Source organism: Pseudomonas sp. NBRC 111119 (assembly GCF_001320125.1).
GTDB lineage: Bacteria > Pseudomonadota > Gammaproteobacteria > Pseudomonadales > Pseudomonadaceae > Aquipseudomonas > Aquipseudomonas parafulva.
The window spans coordinates 29,503-55,716 of sequence record NZ_BCAV01000024.1 but is presented as its reverse complement, the minus strand read 5'-3'; the positions used below and the strand labels follow the sequence as shown (position 1 = coordinate 55,716).

Annotated in this window: 31 protein-coding genes; 21 read left to right on the top strand and 10 right to left on the bottom strand. The window is 62.4% G+C overall.

What is annotated here, in order from left to right; all coding sequences use genetic code 11:
• Positions 1-4: 4 nt before the first annotated feature.
• A complete protein-coding gene (locus APH25_RS11250; protein ID WP_060481979.1) occupies positions 5-1,651 on the top strand; it encodes an MFS transporter in 1,647 nt (548 codons plus the stop codon).
• Positions 1,651-2,784 (top strand): HlyD family secretion protein, encoded by a 1,134-nt coding sequence (locus tag APH25_RS11245; protein WP_060481978.1) that lies wholly within the window; start codon positions 1,651-1,653, stop codon positions 2,782-2,784. The genes APH25_RS11250 and APH25_RS11245 overlap by 1 nt, the downstream gene beginning before the upstream one ends.
• Before the next feature lie 3 nt (positions 2,785-2,787).
• Here APH25_RS11245 and APH25_RS11240 read toward each other — a convergent pair whose 3' ends face one another.
• Positions 2,788-3,663 carry an AEC family transporter gene (locus APH25_RS11240; RefSeq protein WP_060481977.1) on the bottom strand — a complete coding sequence of 292 codons (876 nt, stop codon included), beginning with the start codon at positions 3,661-3,663 and terminating at the stop codon, positions 2,788-2,790.
• Between the two features lie 411 nt (positions 3,664-4,074).
• Between APH25_RS11240 and APH25_RS11230 the strand changes: the two genes are divergently transcribed.
• The 10 genes from APH25_RS11230 to APH25_RS11185 all read left to right on the top strand — a co-directional run bounded on the left by APH25_RS11230 (position 4,075) and on the right by APH25_RS11185 (position 15,550).
• Positions 4,075-5,361 carry an MFS transporter gene (locus tag APH25_RS11230; RefSeq protein WP_028634105.1) on the top strand — a complete coding sequence of 429 codons (1,287 nt, stop codon included), beginning with the start codon at positions 4,075-4,077 and terminating at the stop codon, positions 5,359-5,361.
• A 115-nt stretch (positions 5,362-5,476) separates the two neighbouring features.
• On the top strand, positions 5,477-5,776 hold the full coding sequence (locus APH25_RS11225) for a hypothetical protein (protein ID WP_028634106.1): 300 nt from the start codon (positions 5,477-5,479) through the stop codon (positions 5,774-5,776).
• Positions 5,777-6,337: 561 nt separating this feature from the next.
• On the top strand, positions 6,338-7,441 hold the full coding sequence (locus APH25_RS11220; RefSeq protein WP_060481975.1) for a 3-deoxy-7-phosphoheptulonate synthase: 1,104 nt from the start codon (positions 6,338-6,340) through the stop codon (positions 7,439-7,441).
• Between the two features lie 32 nt (positions 7,442-7,473).
• The gene (locus APH25_RS11215) at positions 7,474-7,755 is read left to right on the top strand and encodes a peptidylprolyl isomerase (RefSeq protein ID WP_060481974.1); all 282 of its coding nucleotides are present in this window, start codon (positions 7,474-7,476) and stop codon (positions 7,753-7,755) included.
• Between the two features lie 10 nt (positions 7,756-7,765).
• The gene (locus APH25_RS11210; protein WP_060481973.1) at positions 7,766-9,694 is read left to right on the top strand and encodes an extracellular solute-binding protein; all 1,929 of its coding nucleotides are present in this window, start codon (positions 7,766-7,768) and stop codon (positions 9,692-9,694) included.
• Positions 9,691-10,749, top strand: coding sequence for a microcin C ABC transporter permease YejB (locus tag APH25_RS11205; RefSeq protein ID WP_060481972.1), 1,059 nt, complete (start codon positions 9,691-9,693; stop codon positions 10,747-10,749). Before APH25_RS11210 ends, APH25_RS11205 begins: the two co-directional genes overlap by 4 nt.
• Positions 10,749-11,765, top strand: coding sequence for an ABC transporter permease (locus tag APH25_RS11200; protein WP_060481971.1), 1,017 nt, complete (start codon positions 10,749-10,751; stop codon positions 11,763-11,765). The genes APH25_RS11205 and APH25_RS11200 overlap by 1 nt, the downstream gene beginning before the upstream one ends.
• A 57-nt stretch (positions 11,766-11,822) precedes the next feature.
• Positions 11,823-12,593, top strand: a complete 771-nt coding sequence (gene hbdH, locus APH25_RS11195) for a 3-hydroxybutyrate dehydrogenase (RefSeq protein ID WP_060481970.1) — start codon at positions 11,823-11,825, stop codon at positions 12,591-12,593.
• Between the two features lie 61 nt (positions 12,594-12,654).
• On the top strand, positions 12,655-12,930 hold the full coding sequence (locus APH25_RS11190) for a peptidylprolyl isomerase (RefSeq protein WP_028634112.1): 276 nt from the start codon (positions 12,655-12,657) through the stop codon (positions 12,928-12,930).
• A gap of 121 nt (positions 12,931-13,051) precedes the next feature.
• Complete coding sequence (locus APH25_RS11185; RefSeq protein ID WP_060481969.1) at positions 13,052-15,550, top strand: autotransporter outer membrane beta-barrel domain-containing protein; 2,499 nt, start codon at positions 13,052-13,054, stop codon at positions 15,548-15,550.
• Here APH25_RS11185 and APH25_RS11180 read toward each other — a convergent pair.
• Positions 15,547-16,170, bottom strand: a complete 624-nt coding sequence (locus tag APH25_RS11180) for a LysE family translocator (protein WP_060481968.1) — start codon at positions 16,168-16,170, stop codon at positions 15,547-15,549. The genes APH25_RS11185 and APH25_RS11180 overlap by 4 nt on opposite strands.
• Positions 16,171-16,300: 130 nt before the next feature.
• Here APH25_RS11180 and APH25_RS11175 point away from each other — a divergent pair, with 130 nt between their 5' ends.
• Positions 16,301-17,110 carry an AraC family transcriptional regulator gene (locus APH25_RS11175; protein ID WP_060481967.1) on the top strand — a complete coding sequence of 270 codons (810 nt, stop codon included), beginning with the start codon at positions 16,301-16,303 and terminating at the stop codon, positions 17,108-17,110.
• An 83-nt stretch (positions 17,111-17,193) separates the two neighbouring features.
• Positions 17,194-17,808 (top strand): LysE family translocator, encoded by a 615-nt coding sequence (locus APH25_RS11170; protein WP_060481966.1) that lies wholly within the window; start codon positions 17,194-17,196, stop codon positions 17,806-17,808.
• On the opposite strand, the gene APH25_RS11165 is transcribed toward APH25_RS11170, so the two are convergent.
• Positions 17,774-18,481 carry a metallophosphoesterase gene (locus APH25_RS11165; protein WP_060482022.1) on the bottom strand — a complete coding sequence of 236 codons (708 nt, stop codon included), beginning with the start codon at positions 18,479-18,481 and terminating at the stop codon, positions 17,774-17,776. The genes APH25_RS11170 and APH25_RS11165 overlap by 35 nt on opposite strands.
• 138 nt (positions 18,482-18,619) lie before the next feature.
• On the opposite strand from APH25_RS11165, the gene APH25_RS11160 reads away from it, so the two are divergent.
• Together APH25_RS11160 and APH25_RS11155 are read left to right on the top strand one after the other, a co-directional pair.
• Positions 18,620-19,360, top strand: coding sequence for a carbon-nitrogen hydrolase family protein (locus tag APH25_RS11160; protein ID WP_060481965.1), 741 nt, complete (start codon positions 18,620-18,622; stop codon positions 19,358-19,360).
• Entirely contained in the window at positions 19,357-19,599 is a 243-nt protein-coding gene (locus APH25_RS11155; RefSeq protein ID WP_060481964.1) for a hypothetical protein, read from the top strand. Before APH25_RS11160 ends, APH25_RS11155 begins: the two co-directional genes overlap by 4 nt.
• A gap of 3 nt (positions 19,600-19,602) precedes the next feature.
• On the opposite strand, the gene APH25_RS11150 is transcribed toward APH25_RS11155, so the two are convergent.
• Positions 19,603-20,103 (bottom strand): methylated-DNA--[protein]-cysteine S-methyltransferase, encoded by a 501-nt coding sequence (locus APH25_RS11150; RefSeq protein WP_060481963.1) that lies wholly within the window; start codon positions 20,101-20,103, stop codon positions 19,603-19,605.
• Positions 20,104-20,286: 183 nt separating this feature from the next.
• On the opposite strand from APH25_RS11150, the gene APH25_RS25670 reads away from it, so the two are divergent.
• The gene (locus APH25_RS25670; RefSeq protein ID WP_177331169.1) at positions 20,287-20,454 is read left to right on the top strand and encodes a hypothetical protein; all 168 of its coding nucleotides are present in this window, start codon (positions 20,287-20,289) and stop codon (positions 20,452-20,454) included.
• Positions 20,455-20,578: 124 nt separating this feature from the next.
• Here APH25_RS25670 and APH25_RS11145 read toward each other — a convergent pair whose 3' ends face one another.
• On the bottom strand, positions 20,579-20,908 hold the full coding sequence (locus APH25_RS11145; protein WP_156333156.1) for a hypothetical protein: 330 nt from the start codon (positions 20,906-20,908) through the stop codon (positions 20,579-20,581).
• Positions 20,909-21,088: 180 nt separating this feature from the next.
• Between APH25_RS11145 and APH25_RS11140 the strand changes: the two genes are divergently transcribed.
• Together APH25_RS11140 and APH25_RS11135 are read left to right on the top strand one after the other, a co-directional pair.
• Complete coding sequence (locus APH25_RS11140; RefSeq protein ID WP_028634122.1) at positions 21,089-21,292, top strand: hypothetical protein; 204 nt, start codon at positions 21,089-21,091, stop codon at positions 21,290-21,292.
• Between the two features lie 116 nt (positions 21,293-21,408).
• Positions 21,409-21,636 (top strand): hypothetical protein, encoded by a 228-nt coding sequence (locus APH25_RS11135; RefSeq protein ID WP_060481961.1) that lies wholly within the window; start codon positions 21,409-21,411, stop codon positions 21,634-21,636.
• Between the two features lie 42 nt (positions 21,637-21,678).
• On the opposite strand, the gene APH25_RS11130 is transcribed toward APH25_RS11135, so the two are convergent.
• From APH25_RS11130 to APH25_RS11110, 5 genes are all read right to left on the bottom strand, one after another.
• Entirely contained in the window at positions 21,679-22,002 is a 324-nt protein-coding gene (locus tag APH25_RS11130; RefSeq protein ID WP_060481960.1) for a hypothetical protein, read from the bottom strand.
• A gap of 18 nt (positions 22,003-22,020) precedes the next feature.
• Positions 22,021-22,761 (bottom strand): YafY family protein, encoded by a 741-nt coding sequence (locus tag APH25_RS11125; RefSeq protein ID WP_060481959.1) that lies wholly within the window; start codon positions 22,759-22,761, stop codon positions 22,021-22,023.
• Positions 22,762-22,808: 47 nt separating this feature from the next.
• Entirely contained in the window at positions 22,809-23,117 is a 309-nt protein-coding gene (locus APH25_RS11120; protein ID WP_060481958.1) for a hypothetical protein, read from the bottom strand.
• Between the two features lie 89 nt (positions 23,118-23,206).
• A complete protein-coding gene (locus APH25_RS11115) occupies positions 23,207-23,740 on the bottom strand; it encodes a ClbS/DfsB family four-helix bundle protein (protein WP_060481957.1) in 534 nt (177 codons plus the stop codon).
• A 127-nt stretch (positions 23,741-23,867) separates the two neighbouring features.
• Positions 23,868-24,131 carry a hypothetical protein gene (locus tag APH25_RS11110; protein ID WP_060481956.1) on the bottom strand — a complete coding sequence of 88 codons (264 nt, stop codon included), beginning with the start codon at positions 24,129-24,131 and terminating at the stop codon, positions 23,868-23,870.
• Positions 24,132-24,371: 240 nt separating this feature from the next.
• Here APH25_RS11110 and APH25_RS11105 point away from each other — a divergent pair, with 240 nt between their 5' ends.
• The gene (locus APH25_RS11105) at positions 24,372-24,629 is read left to right on the top strand and encodes a hypothetical protein (RefSeq protein WP_060481955.1); all 258 of its coding nucleotides are present in this window, start codon (positions 24,372-24,374) and stop codon (positions 24,627-24,629) included.
• A gap of 557 nt (positions 24,630-25,186) precedes the next feature.
• Positions 25,187-26,197 (top strand): MsnO8 family LLM class oxidoreductase, encoded by a 1,011-nt coding sequence (locus APH25_RS11100; RefSeq protein ID WP_060481954.1) that lies wholly within the window; start codon positions 25,187-25,189, stop codon positions 26,195-26,197.
• Positions 26,198-26,214: the final 17 nt, after the last annotated feature.

The following is a 26,214-nucleotide window of genomic DNA, read 5'->3' as shown; positions in this document are numbered from 1 at the left end:
CACCATGGACAAATACGCCCCTCGCGACTGGTTGCCCCACGAAAAGCCCGTGCTGCCCGGCTCGCCCTCCACCCCCCTGCACGCACCGGGCAAACGCCTGGCTTATGGCCTGGTGGGCCTGCTGGTAGCGATCACCGGTGGCCTGGGGAACGCCTTGGTCACCGCCAACCTGGTATTTCTGCAAGGTGCGCTGGGTGCGACCACCGCCGAGATGGCCTGGTTGCCGGCAGCCTATGTGATGACCACGGTGTCCATGAACCTGCTGCTGGTGAAATTTCGCCAGCAGTTCGGCCTGCGCGCATTCACCGAAGTGTTTCTGGTGCTTTATGCAGTGGTCACCTTCGCCCACCTGCTGGTCAACGACCTCAACTCGGCCATCGCCGTGCGGGCGGCCCACGGCATGGTGGGCGCGGCGCTCACCTCGCTGGGGCTGTACTACATGATTCAGGCCTTCCCGGCAAAGTGGCGGCTGAAGTCGATTGTGCTGGGGCTGGGCGCCTCGCAGCTGGCTTTGCCGCTGGCGCGCATCTTCTCGGAAGACCTTCTGCTGATTGGCGAATGGCGCGGGCTGTACCTGTTCGAGCTGGGCCTGGCGCTGGCCGCCCTGGGTTGTGTGCTGCTGTTGAAGCTGCCGCCGGGCGACCGCTTCAAAACCTTTGAACCCCTGGATTTCCTTACCTTTGCCCTGATGGCCAGTGGTACCGCCCTACTCTGCGCCGCGCTGTCGTTGGGGCGTATCGACTGGTGGCTGGATGCACCGTGGATCGGCATGGCGCTGGCGGGTGCCATTGCCTTGATCTTCAGCGGGCTCGCCATCGAGCACAACCGCCAGAACCCGCTGCTGATGACCCGCTGGCTGGGCAGCGGCGCAATCATCCGCCTGGGGCTGTGCGTCATTCTGATCCGCATGGTCACGTCCGAGCAGTCCACCGGTGCTGTGGGTTTTCTGCAGATGCTGAACATGGGCAGCGAGCAAATGCGCACCCTGTACTGGATCATGCTGCTGGGGGCCGTAGCCGGGCTTGCCACCAGCGCCCTGACCATCTCACCCAATCACTTGATATTGCCGCTTCTGATATCGCTGCTGGCGATGGCCATTGGCGCGTTCATGGACAGCTCATCCAGTAACCTCACACGGCCGGCACAGATGTATTTCAGCCAGTTCCTGCTGGCGTTCGGCAGTACGTTCTTCCTGGGGCCGTCCATGGTGCTGGGCATCAGCCATGTACGCGCCAACCCGCGCAACCTGGTGAGTTTTTCCGTGTTGTTCGGTATCTGCAACAACCTGGGTGGCCTGATTGGCGCCGCACTGCTGAGCACCTTCCAGATCTGGCGAGAAAAATTCCACTCCAGCCACCTCATGGACCACCTGAGCGCCGTGGAACCGCTGGTGAGCGCGCGGGTTCAAAGCGGTGGCGCCGCCTATGCGCACATCCTCGCCGACCCGGCCCTGCGCACCGAAGCCGGTTTGCGCCAGCTGGCCAGCGCCGCCACCCGCGAAGCCAATGTAATGGCCTACAACGATGTGTTCATGCTGATCGGCAGTATCGCTATTCTGACCATGGTCTGGATTTGCATCCGCGGCACCTGGCTGTGGTACAGCAAACGCCAGGCCAGCCTTAACGACTCCACTTCCGGCGCAACCACCTGATGACTGACGATACCCGCACCACGACCACCACCGCCATCGCCGAAGCCCCGGAGGGCACCGCCCCGCCCAGTGAACCCACCAGCCCCGGGCGCTCGCGGCGGGTGCGGGTGATGTCGGCGGTTACCTTTGCCTGCGTGGCGCTGGCAGGCGTGCTGGTGGTGCTGTACGCCTGGCGCCTGCCGCCATTCAGCAGCGCCATCGAAAGCACCGAGAACGCCATGGTGCGTGGCCAGGTCACGCTCATCGGGCCACAACTGAGCGGTTACATCGTCGATGTGCCGGTGCAGGACTTCCAGCACGTGAAGGCCGGGCAGTTGCTGGTGCAACTGGACGACCGCATCTATATCCAGCGCCTGGCCCAAGCCATTGCGCAACAGCAGCAGCAAGAGGCGGCGCTGGCCAATAACGCCCAGCAACGCAAAAGTGCCGAGGCCACCATCGCCCAGCGCCAGGCGGCCATCGGCGATGCCGCAGCGCAGGTAACCAAGGCCCGGGCAGACCTTGCCCGCAACCAGGCGCTGGTGACGGATGGTTCGGTGTCGCGCCGTGACCTGGACGTTACCCGTGCCAGCGAAGCGGCTGCGGTCGCCAGCATGGCCCAAGCCAAGGCGGCCCTGGAAATCGCCCGGCAGGACCGCGAGACGGTGGTGGTCAACCGCGCCGCACTGGAGGCTGCGGTGGAAAATGCCAAGGCCGCTGTCGCCCTGGCGCGCATCGACCTGGACAACACCCGGGTCACCGCACCGCGGGACGGCCAGCTGGGGCAGATCGGCACACGGCTAGGGGCCTATGTGAACTCAGGGGCGCAACTGATGGCGCTGGTGCCGGACACCTTGTGGGTCATCGCCAACATGAAAGAAACCCAAATGGCCGACGTGCGTATCGGCCAACCGGCGAGCTTCACCGTCGATGCCTTGAACCACCTCAAGCTGCATGGCCACATCCAGCAGATCTCGCCAGCCACCGGTTCTGAATTCGCCTTGCTGCAGGCGGACAACGCCACCGGTAACTTCGTCAAGATCGCCCAGCGCATCCCGGTACGGATTACCGTCGACCCTGACCAGCCCCAGGCCCGGCACCTGCGCCCGGGCATGTCGGTGGTGGTCAGTATCGATACCAACGGCGACCAGTAGCGCCTACATCCACCAGGCCAGCACCGCCGGCAGCCAGGCAAAGGACAATACCGTGGAGCACATCACCAGGTTGGCCACCTGCTCGGGCTCCCGGTTGGCGCGCACCGCCATCAGGTAATTGAACACGGCCACCGGCATGGCCGATTGCACCACCAGCACCGCTCGCTCAAGGCCCTGCAGCCCCAGCAGCGTACCCACCGCCCAACCCATGCCGGCGCCCAGCACGATCCGCAAGCCGCCCAACACCAGCCCGCTGCGCACATGCTGCAGGCGGATGCTGGCCAACGATACCCCCAACGTGAGCAGCATCAGCGGGATGGTCATGCCACCGAGCAGGTCGGCGGTGTTGGCCAGCCAGCGCGGTAGCTCGACATCCAGAAAGATGATGGGCAGCACCCCCGCCAGGCTGATCACAATGGGGTTGCGCAGCAAGGCCTTGAGCGAAGCAGCCGTGCCCGAAATGGCCATGCCGACGGTGAACTGCACGATCGACAAGGTGAGGAAGAAGGCCACCGCCAGCGCCAGGCCATGCTCACCGAAGGCATACAGACTGATTGGCAGGCCCATGTTGCCGGTATTGGGGAACATGAAGGCGGGCGTCAGCACCCGCCAGTGTATGCCAGATAACCGGCACACCAGCAGCGCGGCAATGGCCATGCCCAACGTGCACAGCAGGCAGGCCAGGGCCATGCTGGTAAACGCGCCAGGGTCCAGTTCGGTGCGGCTAAGGGTGGATAACACCAGGGCCGGGGTACCGACTGTCATCACCAGGCGGGCAATGAAGGTGGTTGGGTATTCCAGGCCGGCGCGGGCCCAGGCAAAACCGATACCGGCAACGATGAACACCGGGGCCAGAACCGCGAACAGCGAAGCGAACATGAGGGCCTTCCTTGCAGGGGGTGCTGCATTATGCCGCAGCCCGGCAGGTTGTCGGCGACCCGTTAACGGCCAGCATATGCCTGCCCAGGACATTGACGTGCCCAACCCGGCGTGCGGCATCTCGTCGCAGGCCCTGGCCCCTTGGGCAAAACCGCGCAAGCCCGTAGAATCGCGCTTCCTTTTCGCCCGTCGCCTTGAACGGTGGCAACCGGCAGCAAAGACCGAGTCCGTGCCTGACCACATGAACGCACATGTGAAATAGGCTCAACCCTCCCCGCCCAGCCTTCTCCCTGATGGCCAAGCGGTTGAGTCTTGCCCAGGTCCCATCCGTGCAGCCCTCGCCCCCTTTCGGGCCAGACCGTGCGCGCGTCCGCAAAGGCATACATTCCGCTTATCCAACCTGAGGTACCTATGTCTCCGCGTTTGCTGGCCATGGCGCTGGCGCCCCTGCTCGGGCTGTTCATCATTGCCCTGGGCAACGGCTTCATGTCTTCCCTGACCACCCTGCGGCTGGGCGATGCCGGTGAGTCCGCCACCACCATCGGTATTGTGTCGTCCACCTACTTCATCGGCCTGACCCTGGGCGCCATCTTCAACGACCGGCTGATCCTGCGCATTGGCCACATCCGCGCCTATACCAGCTTCGCCTCGTTGATCGGCGCGACCATCCTGCTGCAAGGCCTGTTCTACGACGTCACCTGGTGGTCAGTGCTGCGCCTGATCAACGGCTGGGCAGCCGTGGGCGTGTTTCTGGTGATCGAAAGCTGGCTGCTGCTGGCCGGTGACGCCAAGATCCGCGGCCGCCTGCTGGCCTTGTACATGATCGCGTTCTACGGGGCGGGCGTGCTGGCCCAGGCGGGGCTTGGCGAAATCACCCGCCTGGGCGACAGCGCACCGTTCATGCTGGCAGGGGTGCTGACTGCCTTGTCGGTGCTGCCTATCGTGATCCTGCCTCGGGTGTCGCCGCTGCTGGAGCAAGTGGAACCGCTCAAACCGCGGCAGCTGCTGGGTGTCGCGCCCTCCGGGTTGGTCGGCTGTTTTGGCTCTGGCGTGGCCATTGCCGGCATTTACACCCTGCTGCCGCTGTACCTGCAACGCATCGGCCTGGAGGTGGGCGAGGTCGGCAACATGATGGCCTGGGTGATCCTGGGCGCAATGTTGCTGCAGTACCCCGTCGGGCGGTGGTCCGACCGCAAGGATCGCCAGGATGTACTGATTGCCCTGGCAGGGCTGTGCGTGGTGCTGGCGCTGGTCACGGTGTTTCTGCCGTCGGACTCGTTCCTGCTGCCGGCCATGTTGTTCCTGTTGGGTGGCGGGGTGTTCACCCTGTACCCGGTGGCGGTCAGCCACGCCGCCGACCGTGCGCCGTCCGATGCGCTGGTACCGATGATCCAGGGCCTGCTGCTGATCAACTCGCTGGGCTCGGCCATGGCACCGGTGGCGATTTCGCCGATGATGACCGAATTTGGCGAAGCCGGCCTGTTCTGGGCCTTTGCCGTGGTCAACCTGTTCATGGTGGCGTTTTTCCTGTGGCGCCGTGGCAAACGGCCAGCCGCCGAGCACCCTGCCCCGTTCACGGCCTCGACCACCTTCTCGCCTACCGGCGCAGAGCTGCGCGTCACCGAAGACCTCATGCACGCCGCCCAGGAGCACCCACCGCTGGAGCCCGCCGAGGCTGCTCCCAGCGACGCCCGCTGAGGCACTCGGGGCCGCAAGCCGGCCCCGCCCTACCCGACCATCCGTCGCCCCAGTAGCACCTCCTGTGCGCAGCCCTGCCCAAGCAAGGACAGATCATCCGCACAGGAGCTTTGCCATGATCCGCATCCGTAGCCTCTCGCTGTCCGTCGCCTTCGCCCTGGCCACCCTGGCCGGTACCAGCTACGCCGCGACCGAAAGCACCAACACCGACATGCATCCTAAAACCGATCAATCCGGTGGTAAAACCGCCGGTGAAGGTAGCAGCGTCAACACCCCCGGCAGCAGCCGCGACAACGACAGCAGCAACGCCGGCGTGCATGACGGCGCCAGTGGTGGCTCCAACAGCACTGGGGAAGCCACCGGGTCTGGTGCAGGCGCCAGCGGCGGCACCGCTGAAGACCAAGACAGCAACTGACCTTGTGCAGGCCGTGATCGCCACTGGCATTTCTACGACTGATCACGGCCATAGCATTTATCCATTGAATCAGCCGCGCCACCTGCAGTAAGCTCGGGCTCATTCACTGGAGCGCAACATGCCATCATCTACCTTCAATCACGCCAACCCCACGGGCCGCACGCTGCGCCCTGTGCTGGCTGTTGCCGGCTGTGTCGCACCTGCCAGCTATTACTTTGGGTATTGGTTTAGCCACTAGGCGCCGATACCCAGACGGCGCCCACCTTCGAGGGGCCGCCGAACATGAGAAAACTCAACCCCCGGTCGGCTTCCCGACCGGGGGTTTTGCTTTTCAGGCCCTTTTAAATCAGCGATTCACACAGGACAACCCCATGAACTACGTCACCTATTACCGCGCTTGCACCTACACCTGGCGATTTAGCCATAACCGTTCGGGCCAGCCTGCCGCCTCCGACCGGTCCTGCACAGGTGGCCTCGCTACAGCCAACAACCTATCAACGATCTGTCGAACACCTCGATAGGGCCGACGGCGCGCGCCGTCCGCCCAAAGGAACCTACACCATGCAAGCCACCAGCCTCGCCCTGACCCAGCCACACGCCGCCAATACCACCGTCAGCAAGCGCCTGCCCAGCCCGCACCTGCTCAAACAGCAAATGCCGCTGCCCAACACCCTCGCCCAGCAAGTCCAGGCCCACCGCCAAGCCATCGGCGATATCCTCCAGGGCCGTGATCAGCGCCTGCTGGTGATCGTCGGGCCCTGCTCCCTTCACGACCCTCGCGCAGCGCTCGAATACGCCGACCGGCTGGCCACCCTCAGCCGCCAGGTAGGCGACCAACTGCTGCTGGTAATGCGTGCCTACGTGGAAAAACCCCGTACCACAGTGGGCTGGAAAGGCCTGGCCTACGACCCGCACCTCGATGGCAGCGATGACATGCACGCCGGTATCGCGCTGTCTCGCGGGTTGATGCTGAGCATGATCGAACGCGGGCTACCGGTGGCCACCGAGTTGCTGCAACCCATGGCCGCCGGCTACTTCGAGGATGTGCTGGCGTGGGCGGCCATTGGTGCGCGCACTACCGAATCGCAGGTGCACCGGGAAATGGTCAGCGGGTTGGAACTGCCTGTGGGCTTCAAGAACGGCACCGATGGCGGCGTTGCAATCGCAACCGATGCCATGCGCAGCGCTGCGCACCCTCACCGCCACTTTGGCATGGACGCTCAAGGCCACCCCGCGATCATCGAAACGTTGGGCAATGCGCATACCCACCTGGTGCTGCGCGGCGGCCATCAAGGCCCCAACTACGATGCCCACAGTATCGCCCTGGCCCGTCAGGGGCTGGCGAGGGCCGGGCTGGCGGCACGCATCATGGTCGACTGCAGCCATGCCAACAGCGGCAAGGACCCGTCACGCCAGCCGGCCGTGTTCAACGATGTGCTGCAGCAACGCCTGGCAGGCGACCAATCGCTGATCGGCATGATGATCGAGGGGCACCTGTTCGACGGCTGCCAGGCACTGGGCAAGGGTGCGCTGAAATACGGCGTGTCGGTCACCGACGCCTGCCTTGGCTGGGCGTGCACCGAAAGCCTGTTGCAACAGGCCGCACAGCAACTTCGTGAAACAACGGGCAAGGCTTGCGAGACACAGCCCGGACAAGTGCGCTAGGCTTGCATTTTTTACCCCGAGGAGCAGTACCCATGGCCCGTGCAACCGCCCGCCACATCCTGGTCAGCAGCGAAGAGAAGTGCAACGAACTCAAGGCCCAGATCGAAGGCGGTGCTGACTTCGCCGAAATCGCCAAAGCCAACTCCACCTGCCCATCCAGCCGCCAGGGCGGTGACCTGGGTTCGTTCGGCCCGGGGCAGATGGTCAAGGAATTCGACACCGTCGTGTTCAGCGCTCCGGTCAATACCGTACAGGGTCCGGTCAAGACCCAGTTTGGCTACCACCTGCTGGAAGTGACCAGCCGCCAGGACTGATCGCCAAGCGCTGATCATGTGCCCGGTGAAAGCGGGTTTGCCCAAGGCCAGGCCTGTGTCTGCAACCTCGTTGCGTATACAGGCTTGTTCAGGGGCAAACCCGCTTTTGCTTTTTCTGGGGGGCCTGCTGCTGTTGTGCGCAAGCCTTGCAGCGCAGGCCGCACCCAGCCATGCCCTTACCGTTTATGGCGAGCCACCGCACTACGGCGGAAGCTTCCAGCATTTCGACTACGTGAATCCGGAAGCCCCCAAAGGCGGCAGCTTGCGGCGCTCTGCCATCGAGATCGGGCAATTCGACCATATTTTGCCGTACATCGACAAAGGCACCGGCGTGAGCGAAGTCGATGGCTGGCTGTATGCGCCACTCGCCGTTCGCGCCTTCGATGAACCCTACACCGTTTATGGCCTGATCGCCCGGCGCATGGAGCGCGGCCCCGCTGACGCCTGGCTGCGCTTCGAGATCGACCCTCGCGCCACCTTCGCTGACGGTAAACCCGTGCGCGCCGAAGACGTACGCTTCACCTTCGAACTGCTCATGAGCAAGGGCAGCCTCAAGTACCGCACACAGTTCGCCGCGGTCACCGGCGTTACGGTCGAAGGGCCGCGCTTGGTGCGTTTTGATTTGCAGCCCGATCACGGCCGTACCTTGCCCCTGGACCTGGCCAGCCTGCCGGTACTGCCAGCCCATGACTGGCAGGCCCGCGACTTCGCCAGTGGCGCCGGCTTCGAAAAGCCCGTGGGCAGTGGGCCCTACCGTTTAGGTCGCATCGACAACGGGCGCAGTATCACCTTCGAACGGGACCCCACCTGGTGGGCCCGCGACCTGCCGGTCAACCGGGGGCGCTACAACTTCGACCAGTTGCGCATCGAGTATTTTGGTGACACCGAAGTGGCCCGCCAGGTGCTCAAGGGTGGCGGTTACGACTACAACCGGGAGTTCTCCGCCACTGCCTACACCCTGGGCTACAACGGCGCCCAACTGGAGGACGGCCGCCTGCAGCGTGCCCATTTGGGCCCCGCCAAACCTCAGGTCGCCCAGGGGTTCGTGTTCAACCTTGACCAACCGCAGTTCCGTGACCGCCGGGTACGTCAGGCACTGGGCATGCTGTGGGACTTTGAATGGAGCAACCGGCAGATGATGCGCAACTTGTACATCCGCCAGCAGAGCTTCTTCTCCAACACCCCCTTGGCCGCCACGCAACTGCCCGACGCCGATGAGCTGAAACTGCTGGCTCCCCTGCGGGGGCAGGTACCTGACGAGGTGTTTACCACGGTCTTCACCGCCCCAGTGACCGACGCCAGTGGCATCATCCGCAACCAGCAGTTGCAAGCCTTGAAGCTGCTCGAGCAGGCAGGCTGGACACCGCAGGGCGACCACCTGGTGAATGCGCAGGGCGTGCCCCTGGCATTCACCTTTCTCAATGGCCAGGCAGGCCTGGAGCGCCTGCTGCTGCCGTGGAAGCGCAACCTGGCGCAGATCGGCATCACCCTGAACATCCGCAACGTGGATGCGGCCCAGTACGTCAACCGGCTGATGGCTCGTGACTACGACATGATCGTGACCGGTTACCCGGTCAGCCTGTCACCCGGCGCTGAGCTCTACAGCTATTTCGGCTCTGCTGCCGCCCACGACCCGGGCTCGAATAACCTCATGGCGTTGCAGGACCCTGCCGTGGACCACCTGATCGATGGCCTGGTGCGTGCCGCTACTCAGGCCGACATGGTGCGGCACGCCCACGCGCTTGACCGTGTGTTGCAATGGAACCACTACTGGATCCCCAACTACTACCCGCCAGGCAGTTCAACCGCCTGGTGGAACCGTTTTGGCCTGCCCAAGGTTCAGGCAACCTATGACGAGGGGCTGGACACCTGGTGGGAGGTCAGCCCCACACCCCTTACCAATGCGCAGATGGCCGAGCGGCTGAGGGCGACACCGTGACCACCTACATCCTGCGCCGGCTATTGCTGATCGTGCCGACGCTGCTGGCCATCCTGCTGGTCAACTTCGCCATCGTCCAGGCGGCGCCGGGTGGGCCAGTGGAGCAGGCTGTGGCTCGCCTGCAGGGGCTGGCCGGTGGTGTACCCGGTGGCCGTGCCGAGGTGGTGAGCGGCGACTCCCGCGCCACCCGTGGCCTGGACCCGAAGCTGATCGAAGAAATTAAACACCAGTACGGCTTCGACAAACCGGCACCTGAGCGTTTATGGCTGATGCTGAGCCAGTATGCGCGGCTGGACTTTGGCAACAGCTTTTTCCGCGGCGCCAAGGTGACTGACCTGATCGTGCAGAAGTTGCCGGTGACCTTGTCCCTGGGTTTCTGGGCCACGTTGATTACCTACCTGGTATCAATCCCGTTGGGCATCCGCAAGGCAGTGCGTCACGGCAGCCGCTTTGATACCTGGAGCAGCGCCTTGATCGTGATCGGCTACGCCCTGCCCTCGTTCCTGTTCGCCCTGTTGTTGATCGTACTGTTCGCGGGGGGGACCTCGCTTGCCTGGTTCCCGGTGCGGGGCCTGGTGTCGGACAACTTCGACAACCTCAGCCTGCTGGGCAAAGTGGCCGACTATTTCTGGCACCTGGTGTTGCCCGTCAGCGCGCTGGTGATCGGCGGTTTCGCCACCCTGACACTGCTCACCCGCAACGCCTTTCTCGACGAGATCTCCCGGCAGTACGTCGTTACGGCGCGGGCCAAGGGGCTGAGTGAGCGCCGTGTGCTGTATGGCCATGTGTTGCGCAACGCCATGCTGCTGGTGGTGGCCGGGCTGCCGCAGGCGTTGATCACCGTGTTCTTCGCGGGCTCGTTGCTCATCGAGGTGATCTTCTCCCTCGATGGGCTGGGCCGCATGAGCTACGAAGCCGCGGTTTCACGTGATTACCCGGTGGTGTTCGGCACCTTGTTCATCTTCACCTTGGCGGGGCTGTTGATCCGCCTGTTGGGCGACCTGGCCTACACCCTGCTAGACCCCCGCATCGATTTTGACGCGAGGGCGCACTGATGCTGTCGCCGCTGCTACGCCGCCGCCTTCAGCGCTTTCGCCGCCACCGCCTGGGTTGGGTTTCGTTGTGGCTGTTCGCCGCGCTGCTGCTGACCAGCCTGCTGGCGGAGCTGGTGGCTAACGACAAGCCACTGCTGTTGGGTTACAAGGGCGAGCTGTTCGTGCCGGCACTCAAGCGCTATACCGAGCAGCAGTTTGGGGGCCAGTTGCCGTTTCAGCCCGACTACCGCAGTGCCTACGTGCGCCAGCTGATCGACCAGCAAGGGGGCTGGATGCTGTTCGCCCCCATTCCCTTCAGCGCCGACACACCCAACTACGACCTGCAAGTGCCCACGCCCAGCCCGCCGAGCGCCAGCAACTGGTTGGGCACCGACGACCAGGGCCGCGACGTACTGGCCCGGGTACTGTACGGCACCCGTGTGTCGCTGCTGTTCGCCTTTGCGCTGACGGCAGCCAGTGTGCTGGTGGGGCTGGCAGCTGGTGCCTTGCAGGGCTATTACGGCGGCTGGGTAGACCTGTTGGGCCAGCGGTTGCTGGAGGTGTGGTCAGGGCTGCCGGTGTTGTACCTGCTGATCATCCTCAGTGGCTTCGTCGAGCCTGACTTCTGGTGGTTGCTGGGCATCATGGCGCTGTTCTCGTGGTTGACACTGGTAGACGTGGTGCGCGCCGAGTTCCTGCGCGGGCGCAACCTGGAGTACGTCAAGGCCGCACGGGCGTTGGGGCTGCCGGATAGCCAGGTGATGTTGCGCCACATCCTGCCCAACGCACTGAATGCCACCCTTACCTATGTTCCCTTCATGCTCACCGGGGCGATCACCACCCTCACCGCCCTGGATTTTCTGGGCTTCGGCATGCCGGCAGGCAGCGCGTCGCTGGGGGAACTGGTGACGCAAGGCAAGCAGCACCTCGAGGCCCCTTGGCTAGGCTTTACTGCATTCTTCGCGCTGGCAGTGATCCTGTCGCTGCTGGTGTTCATCGGTGACGGCTTGCGCCAGGCGCTTGACCCCAGAAGTTAGCTGCGCCTGGCCGTCGTCTTTTTACGCAGCGCCCAAGGGGCTGCCAAGGAGTCTGCTATGCCACTCACAGGCAAAACCGCATTGGTCACCGGCTCTACCAGTGGTATCGGGCTGGGTATTGCGCACGTGTTGGCTCGGGCCGGGGCCAACATCGTGCTCAACGGCTTTGGCGAGCCCGCAGCGGCCATCGCCAGCATTGCCCGGCACGGCGTCGATGTCGTCCATCACCCGGCCGACCTGGCCGACGTGGCGCAGATCGAAGCGCTGATGGCCTTTGCCGAACGGCAACTGGGCCCGGTGGACATCCTGGTGAACAATGCCGGCATCCAGCATGTGGCCCCGGTTGAGCAGTTTCCGGTGGAAAGCTGGGACAAGATCATCGCCCTCAACCTGTCGGCGGTTTTCCACGGCACGCGCCTGGTGCTGCCAGGCATGCGCGAGCGCAACTGGGGGCGCATCGTCAATATCGCGTCGGTGCATGGCATGGTGGGCTCGACCGGCAAGGCCGCCTACGTGGCGGCCAAGCATGGCGTGGTTGGCCTGACCAAAGTGGTAGGCCTGGAGACGGCCACCAGCAACGTGACCTGCAACGCCATCTGCCCAGGCTTCGTGTTGACACCCCTGGTGCAGCAGCAGATCGACGCCCGTGCCGCTGCCGGCGTCGACACCCAGCAGGCACAACGCGAACTGCTGGCAGAAAAACAACCGTCACAGGCCTTCGTTACTCCGCAACACCTGGGTGAGCTGGTGCTGTTTCTGTGCAGCGAAGCCGGCAGCCAGGTGCGTGGCGCTGCCTGGAACATGGACGGGGGCTGGCTGGCCCAATGACTGGTGGCGGGTCAGTCGGGCATAATGAATCCTTTTTTGCTGCTACACGCACAGGTACATCATGAAAGCCCAAGCTCGCCACATCCTGGTCAAGACCGCTGAAGAAGCCGAGAAGCTCAAACAGCGCATCGCCAACGGTGAAGCGTTCGATGTGCTCGCCAAGAAGTGCTCGATCTGCCCTTCCGGCAAACGCGGGGGAGACCTTGGCGAGGTTCGCCCCGGGCAAATGGTCGGGGCCATTGACCAGGTCATTTTCAAGAAGCCGCTGCGGGTGGTGCACGGGCCCATCAAGAGCAAGTTCGGCTACCACCTGGTGCAGACCTTCTACCGCGACTAAGGCAATAGCATTTGGCCACCTAGCATTTTTGCCAGTTGTGCCGCTGATGACGGCTTGTATACAAACCTCCTGACCCTGCGCGGTAGTCAAGGCACGCGGGCAATCTCTGGAGGCTTTGCCGATGCGCCTGCACCTGATCCTCACCCTTGGCTCACTCCCTTTGCTGGGTGCTGCGCTTCCCGCCGCCCACGCCGCATGTGCCTTCACCCCTGGCCCCGGCAACGACAGTTTCGTCTGCGACAGCGGCACGGCCGACGCGCTGTTAGACACCGAGGGTGACAACAGCCTGTTGCTGCCCGCAGGTGGTACCGGCGCCATCACCGGTGACGTTACCTTCGGCCCAGGGCGCGATCGCATCGACATGGCATCCGGCAGCATCGGCGGCAACGTCAACCAAGGTGCCGGCATCGATGACTTCGTCATGAGCGGCGGCGTTATCGAAGGCAACCTCAACCAGGGCGACGGCCTGGACACCTTCTACATGAACGGTGGCTGGATCAAGGGCACCTTCGACAGTGGCGACTATGCCGAGATGGATGCTGGGCGCATCGGCAACGTGAACATGCGCCTGGACAAGAACACCTTCATCATGCGCGGCGGCAGCGTCGACCGGAACATCATTACCGCATTCGATACGGACTACATCGAAGTCTTCGAGGGCACCATTGGCGGCAATATCAGTGTCAGCGGGGGTGACGACCAGGTGTTGATCCATGGTGGCGAAGTGGGCGGTGACGTGCTGTTGAGCACCGGTAACGACCGCTTCGTCTGGGATGGCGGCCGCATCGGCGGCAAAGTGGATGCAGGCCCTGGGGATGACACCGCCTTGCTTTCCGGGCTGGGGCCGGATGCACTGGTGATCACGCTGGACGGCGGCGAAGGTAACGACAGCCTCACGTTCAATGGCAGCCAGGCCGAGGGCGGGGCCAGTTACGTGAACTGGGAACGCGTGGCCTTGACCAACAGCAGTTCACTCGACCTGGATGACACGCTGGTACTGGGCGACATCACCAGCAACACCGGCAGCCTCAACCTCGACAGTAGCAGCACCCTCAGCTCCCGGCAGGGAGTGATCACCGCGTTTGGCCCAGGGCAGCGCGCATCGGTGAACAACGCCGGCACGCTCAACCTCGGCGGGGGCAACGATGCCCTGGGCCGTCTTACCATTCAAGGGGACTACACCGGCGAGAACGGTTTATTGCGCCTCAACAGTGTGCTGGGTGGGGACAACGCCGCTTCCGATCGACTGGTGGTGAGCGGCGGTGCAATCGCTGGCTCCACACGCTTGCTGGTGAACAACCTCGGTGGAGCGGGTGCGGCCACCACGCAAAATGGCATTCAGGTGGTAGAGGCCCGCGAGGGCACTACCAGTACCTCCACCGCCTTCGTGCAAACCCAGACGCTTTCGGCGGGCGCCTACGACTATCGGTTGTTCAAAGGTGGGGTAACTGCCGGCAGCGAAAACAGCTGGTACTTGCGCTCCACGCTGGTAGCACCGCCTGTTATCGCTCCGCCCTCCCCACCCACCGAGGTGCCTGAGCAGCCCGGCACACCGCCGGTCGTCACTCCCCCGGTGGCGGCGCCCGTTACGCCTCCCGTCGCGGCACCGGCGCCCGGCCAGCCTGACTTGCCCACCCCGGTTCAAGGTACTGAAAGCCTGCCACTCTACCGCCCTGAAGTCCCGGTTTATGCCGCTGCCCCCAGAGGCGCAGCCATCATCGCCCGCCAGGCGCTGGGTACCTTCCACCAACGTCAGGGCGACCAGCAACTGATGGGCGGCGAAGGGGCACTGCCTGCCGCCTGGGGGCAGGCGTATGGCGGCACCCTGCGCCAGCAATGGAGCGGCACGGTCAACCCGAGCCTGGATGGCGACCTGTACGGCTTCAAAGTAGGGCAAGGCCTTTACGCCACTGTCAGTGAGCGTGGCTACCGCCAGCAAGTGGGCGTGTACGTGAGCCACGCGCGGTTGACTGCAGACGTGAAAGGCTTCGCCCTGGCCCAGCAAGACCGCCGTGTCGGTGACCTGAGGCTTGACGGCGACAGCGTGGGTGCCTACTGGACGCTGGTAGGGCCGCAAGGCGGCTACGTAGACGCTGTAGTCCAGTACACCCGGCTCGATGGCCGGGCCCGTTCGGATCGCGGTGACGCACTGGATATCGACGGCCACGCCTGGACAGGCTCGGTTGAGAGCGGCTACCCAATCGCCCTCTCTGACCGCTGGACCCTAGAGCCACAGGCACAGCTGATCGCGCAGAAGGTACAGCTCGACACGGCCAGCGATAGCGTGGCGCGGATCAGCCATGATGCCCAGGTCGAGTTGACCGGGCGGGTTGGCCTGCGCCTCGAAGGTGCGTTCAAGGGCAGCAGCGGGCGCCTGCTGCAACCCTATGCCCAGGTGAACCTGTGGCATGGCGACGGGGGGCGCGACACCCTGGTCTTCGATGATACCGACAAGATCAAGACTGATTACCGCTACACCTCGGTGCAGGTAGAAGGCGGCGTAGTGGCGCAAATCAACCAGGCCTTGAGCCTGCACGGCGGCGTGCAGTACACCAGCAACCTGGACAGCCGCCAGCAACAAGCCAGCGGCGTGAACCTGGGTGTGCGCTGGCAATTCTAGCGGCGGGCGGCCAGCAGCCCGATACCGGCGCATCCCAGCAGTGACGCACTCACCCGGTTGAACAGCCGGCGTGGGCGCGGCTGGGCGAACCAGCGCTGCAGGTAGGTGCCCAAGCCCGCGTACAGTGCGATGGCCACCCACTCCAGAAGCAGAAACAACACCCCCAGCCACAGGAACTGTTCGCTCACCGGGGTGGTGCTGCCCACCGACACGAATTGCGGCAGGAAGGCGGTGAAGATCAGGATGGCCTTGGGGTTGCCAGCTGCCACCAGAAACTCCTGCCGTGCAAGCTGCCAGGTCCCCCGCGGCAGCTCAGCCGCTTCTGCCACCTGCCCGACCGGCGCGCGCCACAATTGCCAGGCGATGTAGAACAGGTAAGCGGCCCCAGCCAACTTGATCACCCAGAACAGGTACGCACTGGTATGCAGTACCACGGCCAGGCCCATGGCAGCCAGCGCGATCATGGCGCTGAACGCCAGCAAGCGGCCGCCCCCGGCTACACAGGCGGTACGCAACCCATAACGGCTGGCGTTGTGCAGCGACAGCAGGTTGTTCGGCCCCGGCGCCATGTTCAGCGCGAAGCAGGCAGGGATGAAAAGTAGCAGGCTTGCAAGATCCATTGTTGTTTTCCTCTGGGTTTCGCCGGTATTGCGCCGCACTCCCCGCTTTCAGGTCAAGGTACAGCCAGCAACGACAACTGTACTGATGTGCGCCAACTGCTACTCTGCTGCGCAAAAGGAGGACTTCGTCATGCCCCGTGCACACACTGCTATCTGGCGCGACCCGGCGTTGCCGCAGGTAGAAAGCCGCCGCGCCTGCCATAGCCGCGCATGCTACAAGCCCCACAGCCACCCTACTTTCTCCATCGGGGCTGTCGATGTTGGCCACAGCCGTTTCGAAGGGGCAGGCAAAGGCCAGGCGCACCTTGGGCCCGGTACGGTGGTGATGGTACCGGCGCACAGGGTGCATGCCTGCAACCCTGACCCAGGGCAGGCGTGGAGCTATCAGATGCTGCACGTGGACGCCGAGTGGCTGGACGCCTTGCGCGAGGAGGCGGGGCTTGCAGGGTACGGCAGCGCAGAGCCTGCACGTATCTGCCGTGAGCCGGGGGTGTACCGCCAGTTCACCGCGCTCAATACGCTGCTGTTTTCCCAGGCCACACCTGCCGAAAAACAGGCGGCCTTGGTTGCCTTTCTGTGTGATATCGACGTGCGTGCGTATGCCCCGCTCACCCCCGCCCCGTCCCTCGCGGCGCCAACCCTTCACCGCTTGCTGACAACGATTGAGGCACAAGGGCCGTCGCACCTGAGCCTGGACGCCCTGGCCCAGGAGGCAGACCTGGGGCGTTACCAACTGATTCGCGCGTTCCGCGCGGCAACCGGCTTCACGCCCCATGCCTATTTGCTGAACGCCCGGGTTAACCGTGGTCGCCAATTGCTGGGACAGGGCCACCCGCTCGCGCAGGTGGCCTACCAGCTGGGTTTCGCTGACCAGAGCCATTTCCAGCGGGTGTTCAAGGCCCATGTGGGCGTTACCCCAGGCCAGTATCGCCAGGGCTGAGCAGCGCAACGCTGCAATATTGTTCAATACGCGCAGTGCAGCGAGGGGCAGACTGCGGCTTTCAACGTCGAGGCCACTGCCCCATGCAAGCGTTCGTGATCATTGCCCTGGCCCATTTTTTGGCCTTGTTGTCCCCAGGCCCGGACTTTTTCCTGGTAGCACGCACCTCCATCAACAGCGGCTGGCGCGTGGCCACAGGTGCGTGCCTGGGCATCGCCCTGGCCAATGGTGCGTTCATAGTGCTGGCATTCACCGGTGTGTCCGTGCTGCGCGAGGGCACCCTGCTGTTCGATACCCTGCAACTGGTTGGTGCCGTGTACCTGATGTACATCGGCGTGCTGTTCCTGCGGCACGCAGGCAGCACGCCTCTGGGCGCTGTAGCGGGCCGCAATGCCGGCCACGGCTGGTGGCGCAGCCTGCTGATGGGTGGGTTGTCCGGTATTCTCAACCCTAAAAACGCACTGTTCTATGCCAGCCTGGCCAGCCTGGTGGCGGGTAGCAGTGTGGGTTGGAAGGCCGCCTACGCGCTGTGGATGTTCAGCGTGGTGCTGCTGTGGGACCTGTTGGTAGCGGTGGCAATAGGCAACCCACGGTTGCTGCGGCGCTTTGGGCGCAGCCTGCCATGGTTGGAACGCGCCTCTGGCATCATGTTGATGGCGGTGGCTACAGGGCTGCTTGTGCAGGTGGCGCGGGGCTGACCAGCTCGAAGGTGTGCATGTCCAGGAGGCTGAAATGGCCGTTGGCCCAGCCCCCGGTATCCAAGTGCCAGACATTGCCCAGCTGCTTCACCTGCGGTACTGGCGTATGGCCGACCAGCAGACCCCGCAAACCGTCCACAGGCCGTGTGTCACCTGCCTTCAACCGCCGCCGCGACCATTGGCATACCTCCCGCACATCGGGGTCGTCATCCAGCTCCAGCCACGTGCGCAAGACACCCCAGTCGTCGAATGGGCAGTCCGCATGCAGGAGCCCAACGGGCCCTGCAGCCGTCTCGACTTCCAGGGCGATAGGCAATTGCTCGAACTGCTCGACGAACCGCAGTTGTTCGTTGCGGGGCAACCCTATGAACCATGCCCCGCCTGCGGCGTGGTACATGGCCAGGTCCAGCCGCCCTCCACGCACAAGGGTGATCGCCAGCGCCTCATGGTTGCCCTGCACCGCGTGAAACCACGGTTGCGCCAGCCATTGCAGCACCGCCTGACTGTGCGGGCCGCGGTCTACCAGGTCGCCTACACTAAACAGGCGGTCCTGCTGCGGGTTGAACCCCACTGCGTCCAGGCTCAGTTGCAGGCGGTCGAAGTGGCCATGGATATCACCCACTGCCAGGTCCCGGCCAAGGGGGTTGGCAGCCATGCGTTCGAAACGCTCCATCATCCGGCCCTCTGAGCATGCAATAAATGGGTAACGTGGTTCACGTGGTTCACGTGCGCTCTCCTCTGCTCAGCATGGCACAACGTGCGTGCCGGTAGTATGCTCGGCCTTTCAACCTGCACCAGGGAAGGACTGTCGATGCTGCTGTGCGCCGTTCAACTTGCGTCGCTCAAAGGTGATGTGCCGGGCAACGTCCAGCGCCATGTGGCCTGTATCGAACAGGCGGCGAACGTGGGCGCCGAACTCGTCGTGTTCCCTGAACTGTCGCTCACAGGTTACCAGCCGACCCTGGCGCGGCAGGCTGCCCTGCCGCTGTCCTCGACCCGCCTTGACCCGTTGCAGGCCGCCTGCGACAGGCTGGGCGTCACGGTGGCAGTGGGTTTGCCGCTGCCCACGCCCAATGGCATCCGCATCGGCATGCCCATCTTCAGCCCTTGTGCACCGCGCCAGGCTTATGCCAAACGCCGCCTGCACGATGATGAACTGCCCTATTTCTGCCCTGGCGACGAGGGCCTGTTGCTGCGCATAGCCGGGCACAGTGTTGCCCCTGCGATCTGCTTTGAGTCGATGTTCATGGCCCATGCCGCCGCCGCTCACTACCAGGGCGCCGACCTGTATCTGGTCAGTGTCGCCAAAACCGCCAAGGGTATACGCGAGGGCTACACCCATTACCCTCAAGTGGCTCGGGAGCTGGGGATGACCGTACTCATGGCCAATTGCGTCGGCCCTGCCGACACCTTCATCGGTGCAGGTGGCTCTGCAGCGTGGGGCAGCGACGGGCGCCTGCTGGCGCACCTTGATGAACAGCGTGAAGGGCTGCTTCTACTGGACACTGACGCCGCCAGCGCGTCGGTATTTGCCTTGGACACGTCTGCATGATCTACGGGTTTCTGGCCCTGTTGAGCTATGCCCTGACTTACTACGTGGTCGGGCTGCTGTTGAACGGCCAGCTGGCGGACATTGCCGAAGGGCTGCGTCACCGCCCCGACGCGCCGCCCCCCGGCGAGTACCTGCGTGCAGTGCACGTACGCATGCGCCAGGCTCAAAAGCACTACACCCTCATTGCTGGCACGCCGCTAGCGGCACTGGCCTGCCTGGTGGTGCATTGGCTGGCTTGACACTCACAGGTCAAGTGCCAGGCTCTGGCGGCCCTCCAGCGCCAGCAGAAACTGCTTGGCCGGCAGGCCGCCGGCAAACCCGGTGAGGTGCCCCGACGCCCCAATTACCCGATGGCAGGGGGCGATAATCGAAATCGGGTTGCGGCCATTGGCAGCTCCTACTGCACGCACCGCGCTGGGGCTGCCAATCTGCCGCGCAATCTCGCTGTAACTGCGGGTTTCACCGAAAGGGATGGTGAGCAGCGCGCTCCACACCCGGCGCTGGAAATCGGTGCCGGCGAAGTCCAGTGGCAGTTCGAATCGCTGGCGTTGGCCGCTGAAATATTCGCCCAGCTGACACGCTGTATCAATCAGTACAGGGCAGTCTTCCTGCTCGACCAAGGGCCCCAGGCGCACACGGTTTTCGCGTTCTTCTTCCCACAGCACAGCGGCCAGCCGCTGATTGCGGGACACCAGCATCAACTTGCCGACGGGCGAATGCATGTGTGTAAAAACGCTGGTCATTCCTGGGCTCCTGAAGGGGGTACAAGGCCAATGTACGCCTGTGTCGGCCAGCTAACGCGCACATTCTTGCGGTCACTATCCGAATGGCTGCTATCACCAACCGACTAACCCCAATTGAACTGAATTACTTTGATTACCACCCTGTCAACAATTATGAACGTAGCCAACATGACGAGGTGATTCATGACCATTGAAGCCAAGACACTGGCGGAGCTCGCTCAAGCGCTCAAGGCCCAGGGCGCGCGCCTGATCTCGGACCTGACGTTCATCCGAGCACCCTACCGCTGTGGCAAACGGTGGGTATGCAATGTGGTACGGCGCAAGGCCCGCAAACCTGCATTGCTGCAATGAAGCCCGGAACCCGCCAGCAGACTAACGGCCCGGCAAGCGGCGAAGGACCGCCATCCCCTTCCGATATCTACTTCCGCTATAGGTTGGTGTGATCTTATTGCCCTGAGGCCACGCTAAAACCGCATCAGTCCAGGCACTCTCTGGCCGCCTGCCGAAGTTTGTCTCCAGACAAGAAACTGCCTTTGTAAAAGGTCGCCCGGCTACCGTCGCCCGACTCTATCACCTCAAGCACATCATCGGTGGCAACAGCGCTCGGCGCCGTCATGCGCACGCCATGAGGAATGGATTTCTGCGTAGCATTTGGCATCAGGGCCTGCCATTTAGGCATGACACAGGCGGCATACTGCTGCGGGGATTTGCCGGTCAATTTGCTCGCCGTAGGTTTACCAGGCGTTGCACACCCCGCCAAGGTTATGGCTAACGCCCCGAAGAGCGCGTTACGAAAGATAGGCATATACAGGAGGCCCCTTGAAGTTTGCCGCATTCTACCCAGTGGTACCGAAGGTGGCTAATCAAACCAAAGCAGGGGTGTATGCCGGCAACTGACAGTTTTACCAGTAGCACGGTACTCACAGGGCTGCGACAGTGGCATTGACCACCCGCACTGATCCACACCCGACTGGGAGTTCGCACCATGCCTAAACAGGACAGCAGCACATTGTTTTTTTATCAAAACGGAAAACTCGTCACCCTCAGGGTGGGGGAGCAAGGTCATCAAATCTTCCGACACGCAGAGATGCCCCTGGCTGAAATCAGCGCCCACGGGGGTACGGCGGGCGGGATACTGGCAACGGATGACAAAGGGTCGGTGCTGAACGTACAGGCACCGGATAACTGAGCCATTCGCCCCTCCTTACCCATAGCCGGCAAAGCACAAAATAGTTGCACTCCAGGCGGTACACCAGCGATGCTCTGGGTACCGCTGAAGCCACTATCAATGGAGTGCCTTGCCCTATGGAAACGCTTCACAGCATCAAAGCGGACCTGGTCAGAACCGCAGACCATCTGGATGGGCTGAGGCAGGCCATGAATGGGCACGCCAGGTTCATGCAGGCCCGTGGCAGTGCGCAAGAGCGCCTCGATGTAAACGCACATATTGCGTCGATTAGCCACGTAGTGGATGAACTTCGCACCCTTGCGGCCAAACTCGAGGCGGCCGATGCGCTGCCTGACAGCGCTTGAGAAGTAGGGTCGCAAATAAGGGGGCCGGGCTTGCTATTGCCGTCAGTCCCTCCGCCCCTCTTGCGGCTCTAGTGCGAAGTGACTCATGAACGTCAATTGCTCAATGGCCTGCATATAGGGGGCAAATCGCATGTCGCCGGCGTTGAACGCATCCGCTACGCGCCGTGCACTCTCCAGGCTGTCCCATACTGCCAGATCAGCAAATACACGGTCATTACTGATTGGGCAATACGCCCCGTACTGGATCAGCCCAGGGAACGCTTTCAGTACTTCCCTCAGCCCCGCGCGCAACGCGGGCATCTGCGACTCGAACTCTGCTTTGACGGTGAAAATGGCGACTTCCAGTACAGCGTCCGGATAGTACATGGCTTGGGTCCTTCTCAGTTATGGAGAAGGCCCAGTGTCCGCCATGCCTACTGACAACGTACTGTCAGTGAGTGTTTTGGCTTTCCACTGTTTTGCCTGGAACTGCATGTACGCCTTGAGCCCGATGCCAGCGGGAAGCGCTGTTGGCTGATAGGCCAGCGAAACCGATTCGATGCAATCCACCCGGAAATCACGATAAGCCGCTTTGCTGCAGCACCAACTGCCAACTGTCCATTTTCCGCCCCAATAAAACAGCCCCAGCGGGTAGATGTTTCGCTGCGAGACAAGGCCGTGCAAGCTCGTGTACACGATCTGCACCGGGCGCTGCTGTTCCGAGGCTGTGCGCAAATCGGCCAAGTGTGCGCGTGTTTTCAATGCCATACCGCCCAGTGCCCGCACCTTGGCATCTGCTGAGTCCATCTTGTGCTGGGTCAACGTTGCCCCCACCTTACTCAGGAGCATGTTCGCTGCTTGCGCCATGGCTGGGTCAGCCGTGCAGGCGAGCATTTCCATCCCCAGCATCAAGGCATCCACTTCCAGGCGATTCAGGGTCAACGGGGGCATCTCAAAATCGGCATCCAACGCATAGCCAATACCTGGCATACCATAGACCGGGATGCCCGAAACAGATACATCGTCTACATATCGGTAAACGGAACGCACTGAAACACCCATGCGCTCTGCAAGGCGCTCTGCGGAAATAGGCTGATGCACCCTGATCAGGTTCACAAGCTGAAACAGACGGTCAGCTTTACGCACCCTGGTGGCTCGCAGTCATAGGGTTGACTCCAGCCAACGCGCCATCCTCAGCGAAACCTGAGCTTCACGACTTTGCTCAAGGCCCAGCCGCCGAAGACATAGAACGCGTCCAGGTAAAAGCGCCCTGCATAGTTGGGCAGTGGCTGCTGATTCATAAGCTGCTCTGGCCCGGGCGCTGGCGGCAGGAGCGCATGAATGCCATTGGGGACCACAGCCAACGCAATCAGCAGCGCGTACGTGATGAACTGTATGGCCTTGGCACGCCCCGCCGCTTTACCGGACCACTTGAGCCCATAAAACGCGACCAGGCCGGCAACAGGCAACACCCAGAAGTGCGTCGGTATCCCGATGAACATTTCGGCTACAACGCTTCGTGCCTGCACAACCACCACCTCCGTTAAAAGGGCCGATTATTGCGGGCGCGCAGGGCAAATGCAAAACCTGATCAGCGCACCCGCAGGGAGGTCGGTTCGGCGCCCAGCGCTTTCTTCCACTGACGCACGCGTTTACGCGCATTGGCGTAAGGGGACGCCGTGTTCAACTGAATCATCCGCCCCTTGCTGTACCGCTCGTACCAAGGGCGGCCGTACAGAGAGTCGTCGGTTTCATGTTCAAGCAAGGCCAGAATCTCGGCGTTTACACCTGCCAGTTGCTCACGTAACTGGATAAAGGTAAGCCCTGCCCCCTCCGTATAAAATCGTTGTGCGAGGCGACCTAACTCATTCCACTTGTACCCTGTTTCTGGAAAGTCGACAGGCAGCCCCCTGGCTTTGGCGTTGCACCATTTAATCACCAGCCGATTCCAACCTACCAAATAGGCGAGCAGGTCCGAGAGACTCATTGAGGTCCCCTGCGCATGCCCCGCCAGAGAAGCTTCACGTGTGCGGGCAATGGGGATGTCTGCCAGGTCTGCCTCCAAACGCGAATAATTGAGGCGAATGGCCTCGATGAGTTGCTGCTTGTTTTGCGGTATCGCCACGTCACGCCTCTCCACTGAGCATCGGGCGTTTTAAATCGCTGCCTACAGTAATAGCGGGCAAATCGGCGCCCCGACATTCGTGTGGGAGCGGACTTGCCCGCAAAACGCCGCAGCGCCTTCTACCGGATCAGAGGTCTTTCTTGACCTCTTTATCAATATGCTTGCCCGCCTTGTGGCGTTCCTTGTTCAGGTGGCTGGCGCCTTTATCAATTTCCTTGCCATCATGCTTAACACCTTTGCTGATTTCCTTACCCGCGTGATCGGCGCCCTTATCCACTTCACGGACATCGTGGCGAACACCTTTCGCTACATCCCCTTCTGCTTGCGCGGCGGACATCGTCATGACGGCGGCGAAAGCAATGGCAACAGCGGCAACCGTTTTCTTGAGCATTTCAGCGCTTCCTTCAAAAGAGTGTGGAGGTTCCCACACCCCAAACATAGATGATGGCTTGCGGATAAACCACGATGTGAAAATAGTTTAACACCCGGTCCGGCGCTGGGTTTGCATCCAGTGTGGATGCAATGCCAGTACCCCGCCCCACGCCGGCATAGTAGCGTTGGCCATTCGACGAACTGTCTCGGTCCGTTGCATATGCCCACGGACCGGGCCTCTCACGAACTAGGAAGTCAAATGGAACATGTTCAAACCGTCAATCAAGAGGTGCTAGACCACGCCCTGATAGCGTTTTCTCGCTACAAAATCGGTGAAATCAAGTTATTCGATTTGGAGTGCGCCATGAGTTTTGAGGCGGGCGAAGCCCTGTCGCGTAGCGGACTGGTGCGGTTCTCGATAAGCAAAATGCCGTCAGGGCGCTACCGCATCAGTGACGAAGGTGAGAATGCGATCACCGAGGCGGGCCGCGCCCGTCTTGAAGTTATCAGAGGCTAATGACGCGCCCACGGCCACGTGGGCCGCAAGCACTATGGGCGGGCCAGTTCCGCCCCTTTTTCAAGCGCCCTGATTCCAGTGCACGGCGATCGCCAGCACGGTAAATACCAACACCGCTTCGACGACCAGGTAAACCCCGTAAAAGTCTTCCGAAAACATGTAACTCAACCTGCTGGCAAGGGTCGATATTCTTTCACCCCGTGCTGGGCACGCGGTGCGAAGATCAGAGCAACTGCCGTGCGAAGAAGTTCACCCATGATCGGGAGAAACAGTGCTGAAACACTTCAGCCTTCACTCGGCGCCGGGTGGGATACCGTCCTTGTTCTTGTCTTTCAGACGCGCCCTCTCTTCTTCGGTCGAGTGGGCAGGCACCTGGTTGTCCTGCTGGTCACGTTTTGGCTCGGTCATGTCGCTCTCCTTGGGTTGATGAGCATTGGGCACCCTGGCAGCCCGGCAGTTCGCCAAATCTTCGCGTTCAATTCGATAATTTATTAACATTCTGCCCCCAAAGCGGCAGAATAGTTAATAAATTAATGATCTCCCGATGAGTAACGTCCGTGACCCTGCTCCTGACCGTAATTGACCAATCACCGGTTCATCAGCACCAGACCCTTGTCACTGCGCCTGGGCTGTCGCTGGAGCTGGCCACCGAATGTGAACGGCTCGGCTATCACCGCTACTGGTTGGCAGAGCATCACAACAGTCTCCAGTTCAGCGGTACCGCACCGGAGATCCTCCTGACCCGTATCGCCAGCGCTACTGGCAGCATGCGCGTTGGCAGCGGCGGTGTAATGCTGAGCCATTACAGCCCTTATAAAGTGGCGGAAACCTTTGCATTGCTTGGCGGACTTTTTCCGGGTCGGATAGACCTGGGCATCGGACGTGCACCCGGCGGCAGCGCCTTGAGTGCCCACGCGCTGGCCGCGCCAGGCCTCGTGCCGGAGGTTGATCAGTTCCCTGCTCAGGCCGCCATGTTGTGTGCATTTCTGCGAGACGGCTTCCCCGCCGGTCACGCTTATGACCTCCTTACCTTCGATTTGCCGTCCGAGTCGATGCCCTCGCTTTGGATGCTGGGCTCCGGCGGGGGCAGCTCTCAACTGGCCGGTCAACTGGGAATGGGCTTGGCGCTGGCGCAGTTCATCACCCCAAACGCCTGCACTGCGCAGATTTTTGACGATTACACACGGGCATGGCAGCTTGCTGCACGGGTCACCCCTCCCCCGCGCCTGCTAGCGGTCGCGGCTATCTGCGCGAGTACGGATGAAGAGGCCCGCTACATCGCCGGCACGGCGGTATACCGAAAACTCAGCGCCGGCAGGACGCCACGCGAGGTTCTGCTCAGCCCTGCTGAAGTGCAGCAACGCTACAGGCAGATGAGCCAGGTTGAACGTGCCAATTACGATGAAACCCTGGCGGGTATGGTGGTGGGCTCGGCGCAGACCTGCCGACGTAGGATTGCCGAATTTGCGCGAGACTTCGAATGCAATGAAATCGGCATCGTCACCGTTACCCATCGCTTCGAAGACCGACTGCGCAGCTATCAATTGCTCGCAGGCGATCAGCCCTGACCGCTTGATTGCTCAAC

What these genes read in the sequence shown, in the direction of transcription:
- APH25_RS11165 (WP_060482022.1), bottom strand. Translation starts at nt 18,481, where the DNA reads ATGGAGCGTTTCGAACGCATGGCTGCCAACCCCCTTGGCCGGGACCTG.
- APH25_RS11140 (WP_028634122.1), top strand. Translation starts at nt 21,089, where the DNA reads ATGCCTAAACAGGACAGCAGCACATTGTTTTTTTATCAAAACGGAAAA.
- APH25_RS11130 (WP_060481960.1), bottom strand. Translation starts at nt 22,002, where the DNA reads ATGTACTATCCGGACGCTGTACTGGAAGTCGCCATTTTCACCGTCAAA.
- APH25_RS11245 (WP_060481978.1), top strand. Translation starts at nt 1,651, where the DNA reads ATGACTGACGATACCCGCACCACGACCACCACCGCCATCGCCGAAGCC.
- APH25_RS11230 (WP_028634105.1), top strand. Translation starts at nt 4,075, where the DNA reads ATGTCTCCGCGTTTGCTGGCCATGGCGCTGGCGCCCCTGCTCGGGCTG.
- APH25_RS11190 (WP_028634112.1), top strand. Translation starts at nt 12,655, where the DNA reads ATGAAAGCCCAAGCTCGCCACATCCTGGTCAAGACCGCTGAAGAAGCC.
- APH25_RS11145 (WP_156333156.1), bottom strand. Translation starts at nt 20,908, where the DNA reads ATGCCTATCTTTCGTAACGCGCTCTTCGGGGCGTTAGCCATAACCTTG.
- hbdH (WP_060481970.1), top strand. Translation starts at nt 11,823, where the DNA reads ATGCCACTCACAGGCAAAACCGCATTGGTCACCGGCTCTACCAGTGGT.
- APH25_RS11185 (WP_060481969.1), top strand. Translation starts at nt 13,052, where the DNA reads ATGCGCCTGCACCTGATCCTCACCCTTGGCTCACTCCCTTTGCTGGGT.
- APH25_RS11220 (WP_060481975.1), top strand. Translation starts at nt 6,338, where the DNA reads ATGCAAGCCACCAGCCTCGCCCTGACCCAGCCACACGCCGCCAATACC.
- APH25_RS11155 (WP_060481964.1), top strand. Translation starts at nt 19,357, where the DNA reads ATGATCTACGGGTTTCTGGCCCTGTTGAGCTATGCCCTGACTTACTAC.
- APH25_RS11200 (WP_060481971.1), top strand. Translation starts at nt 10,749, where the DNA reads ATGCTGTCGCCGCTGCTACGCCGCCGCCTTCAGCGCTTTCGCCGCCAC.
- APH25_RS11150 (WP_060481963.1), bottom strand. Translation starts at nt 20,103, where the DNA reads ATGACCAGCGTTTTTACACACATGCATTCGCCCGTCGGCAAGTTGATG.
- APH25_RS11160 (WP_060481965.1), top strand. Translation starts at nt 18,620, where the DNA reads ATGCTGCTGTGCGCCGTTCAACTTGCGTCGCTCAAAGGTGATGTGCCG.
- APH25_RS25670 (WP_177331169.1), top strand. Translation starts at nt 20,287, where the DNA reads ATGACCATTGAAGCCAAGACACTGGCGGAGCTCGCTCAAGCGCTCAAG.
- APH25_RS11110 (WP_060481956.1), bottom strand. Translation starts at nt 24,131, where the DNA reads ATGCTCAAGAAAACGGTTGCCGCTGTTGCCATTGCTTTCGCCGCCGTC.
- APH25_RS11180 (WP_060481968.1), bottom strand. Translation starts at nt 16,170, where the DNA reads ATGGATCTTGCAAGCCTGCTACTTTTCATCCCTGCCTGCTTCGCGCTG.
- APH25_RS11225 (WP_028634106.1), top strand. Translation starts at nt 5,477, where the DNA reads ATGATCCGCATCCGTAGCCTCTCGCTGTCCGTCGCCTTCGCCCTGGCC.
- APH25_RS11175 (WP_060481967.1), top strand. Translation starts at nt 16,301, where the DNA reads ATGCCCCGTGCACACACTGCTATCTGGCGCGACCCGGCGTTGCCGCAG.
- APH25_RS11120 (WP_060481958.1), bottom strand. Translation starts at nt 23,117, where the DNA reads ATGTTCATCGGGATACCGACGCACTTCTGGGTGTTGCCTGTTGCCGGC.
- APH25_RS11135 (WP_060481961.1), top strand. Translation starts at nt 21,409, where the DNA reads ATGGAAACGCTTCACAGCATCAAAGCGGACCTGGTCAGAACCGCAGAC.
- APH25_RS11240 (WP_060481977.1), bottom strand. Translation starts at nt 3,663, where the DNA reads ATGTTCGCTTCGCTGTTCGCGGTTCTGGCCCCGGTGTTCATCGTTGCC.
- APH25_RS11170 (WP_060481966.1), top strand. Translation starts at nt 17,194, where the DNA reads ATGCAAGCGTTCGTGATCATTGCCCTGGCCCATTTTTTGGCCTTGTTG.
- APH25_RS11250 (WP_060481979.1), top strand. Translation starts at nt 5, where the DNA reads ATGGACAAATACGCCCCTCGCGACTGGTTGCCCCACGAAAAGCCCGTG.
- APH25_RS11215 (WP_060481974.1), top strand. Translation starts at nt 7,474, where the DNA reads ATGGCCCGTGCAACCGCCCGCCACATCCTGGTCAGCAGCGAAGAGAAG.
- APH25_RS11105 (WP_060481955.1), top strand. Translation starts at nt 24,372, where the DNA reads ATGGAACATGTTCAAACCGTCAATCAAGAGGTGCTAGACCACGCCCTG.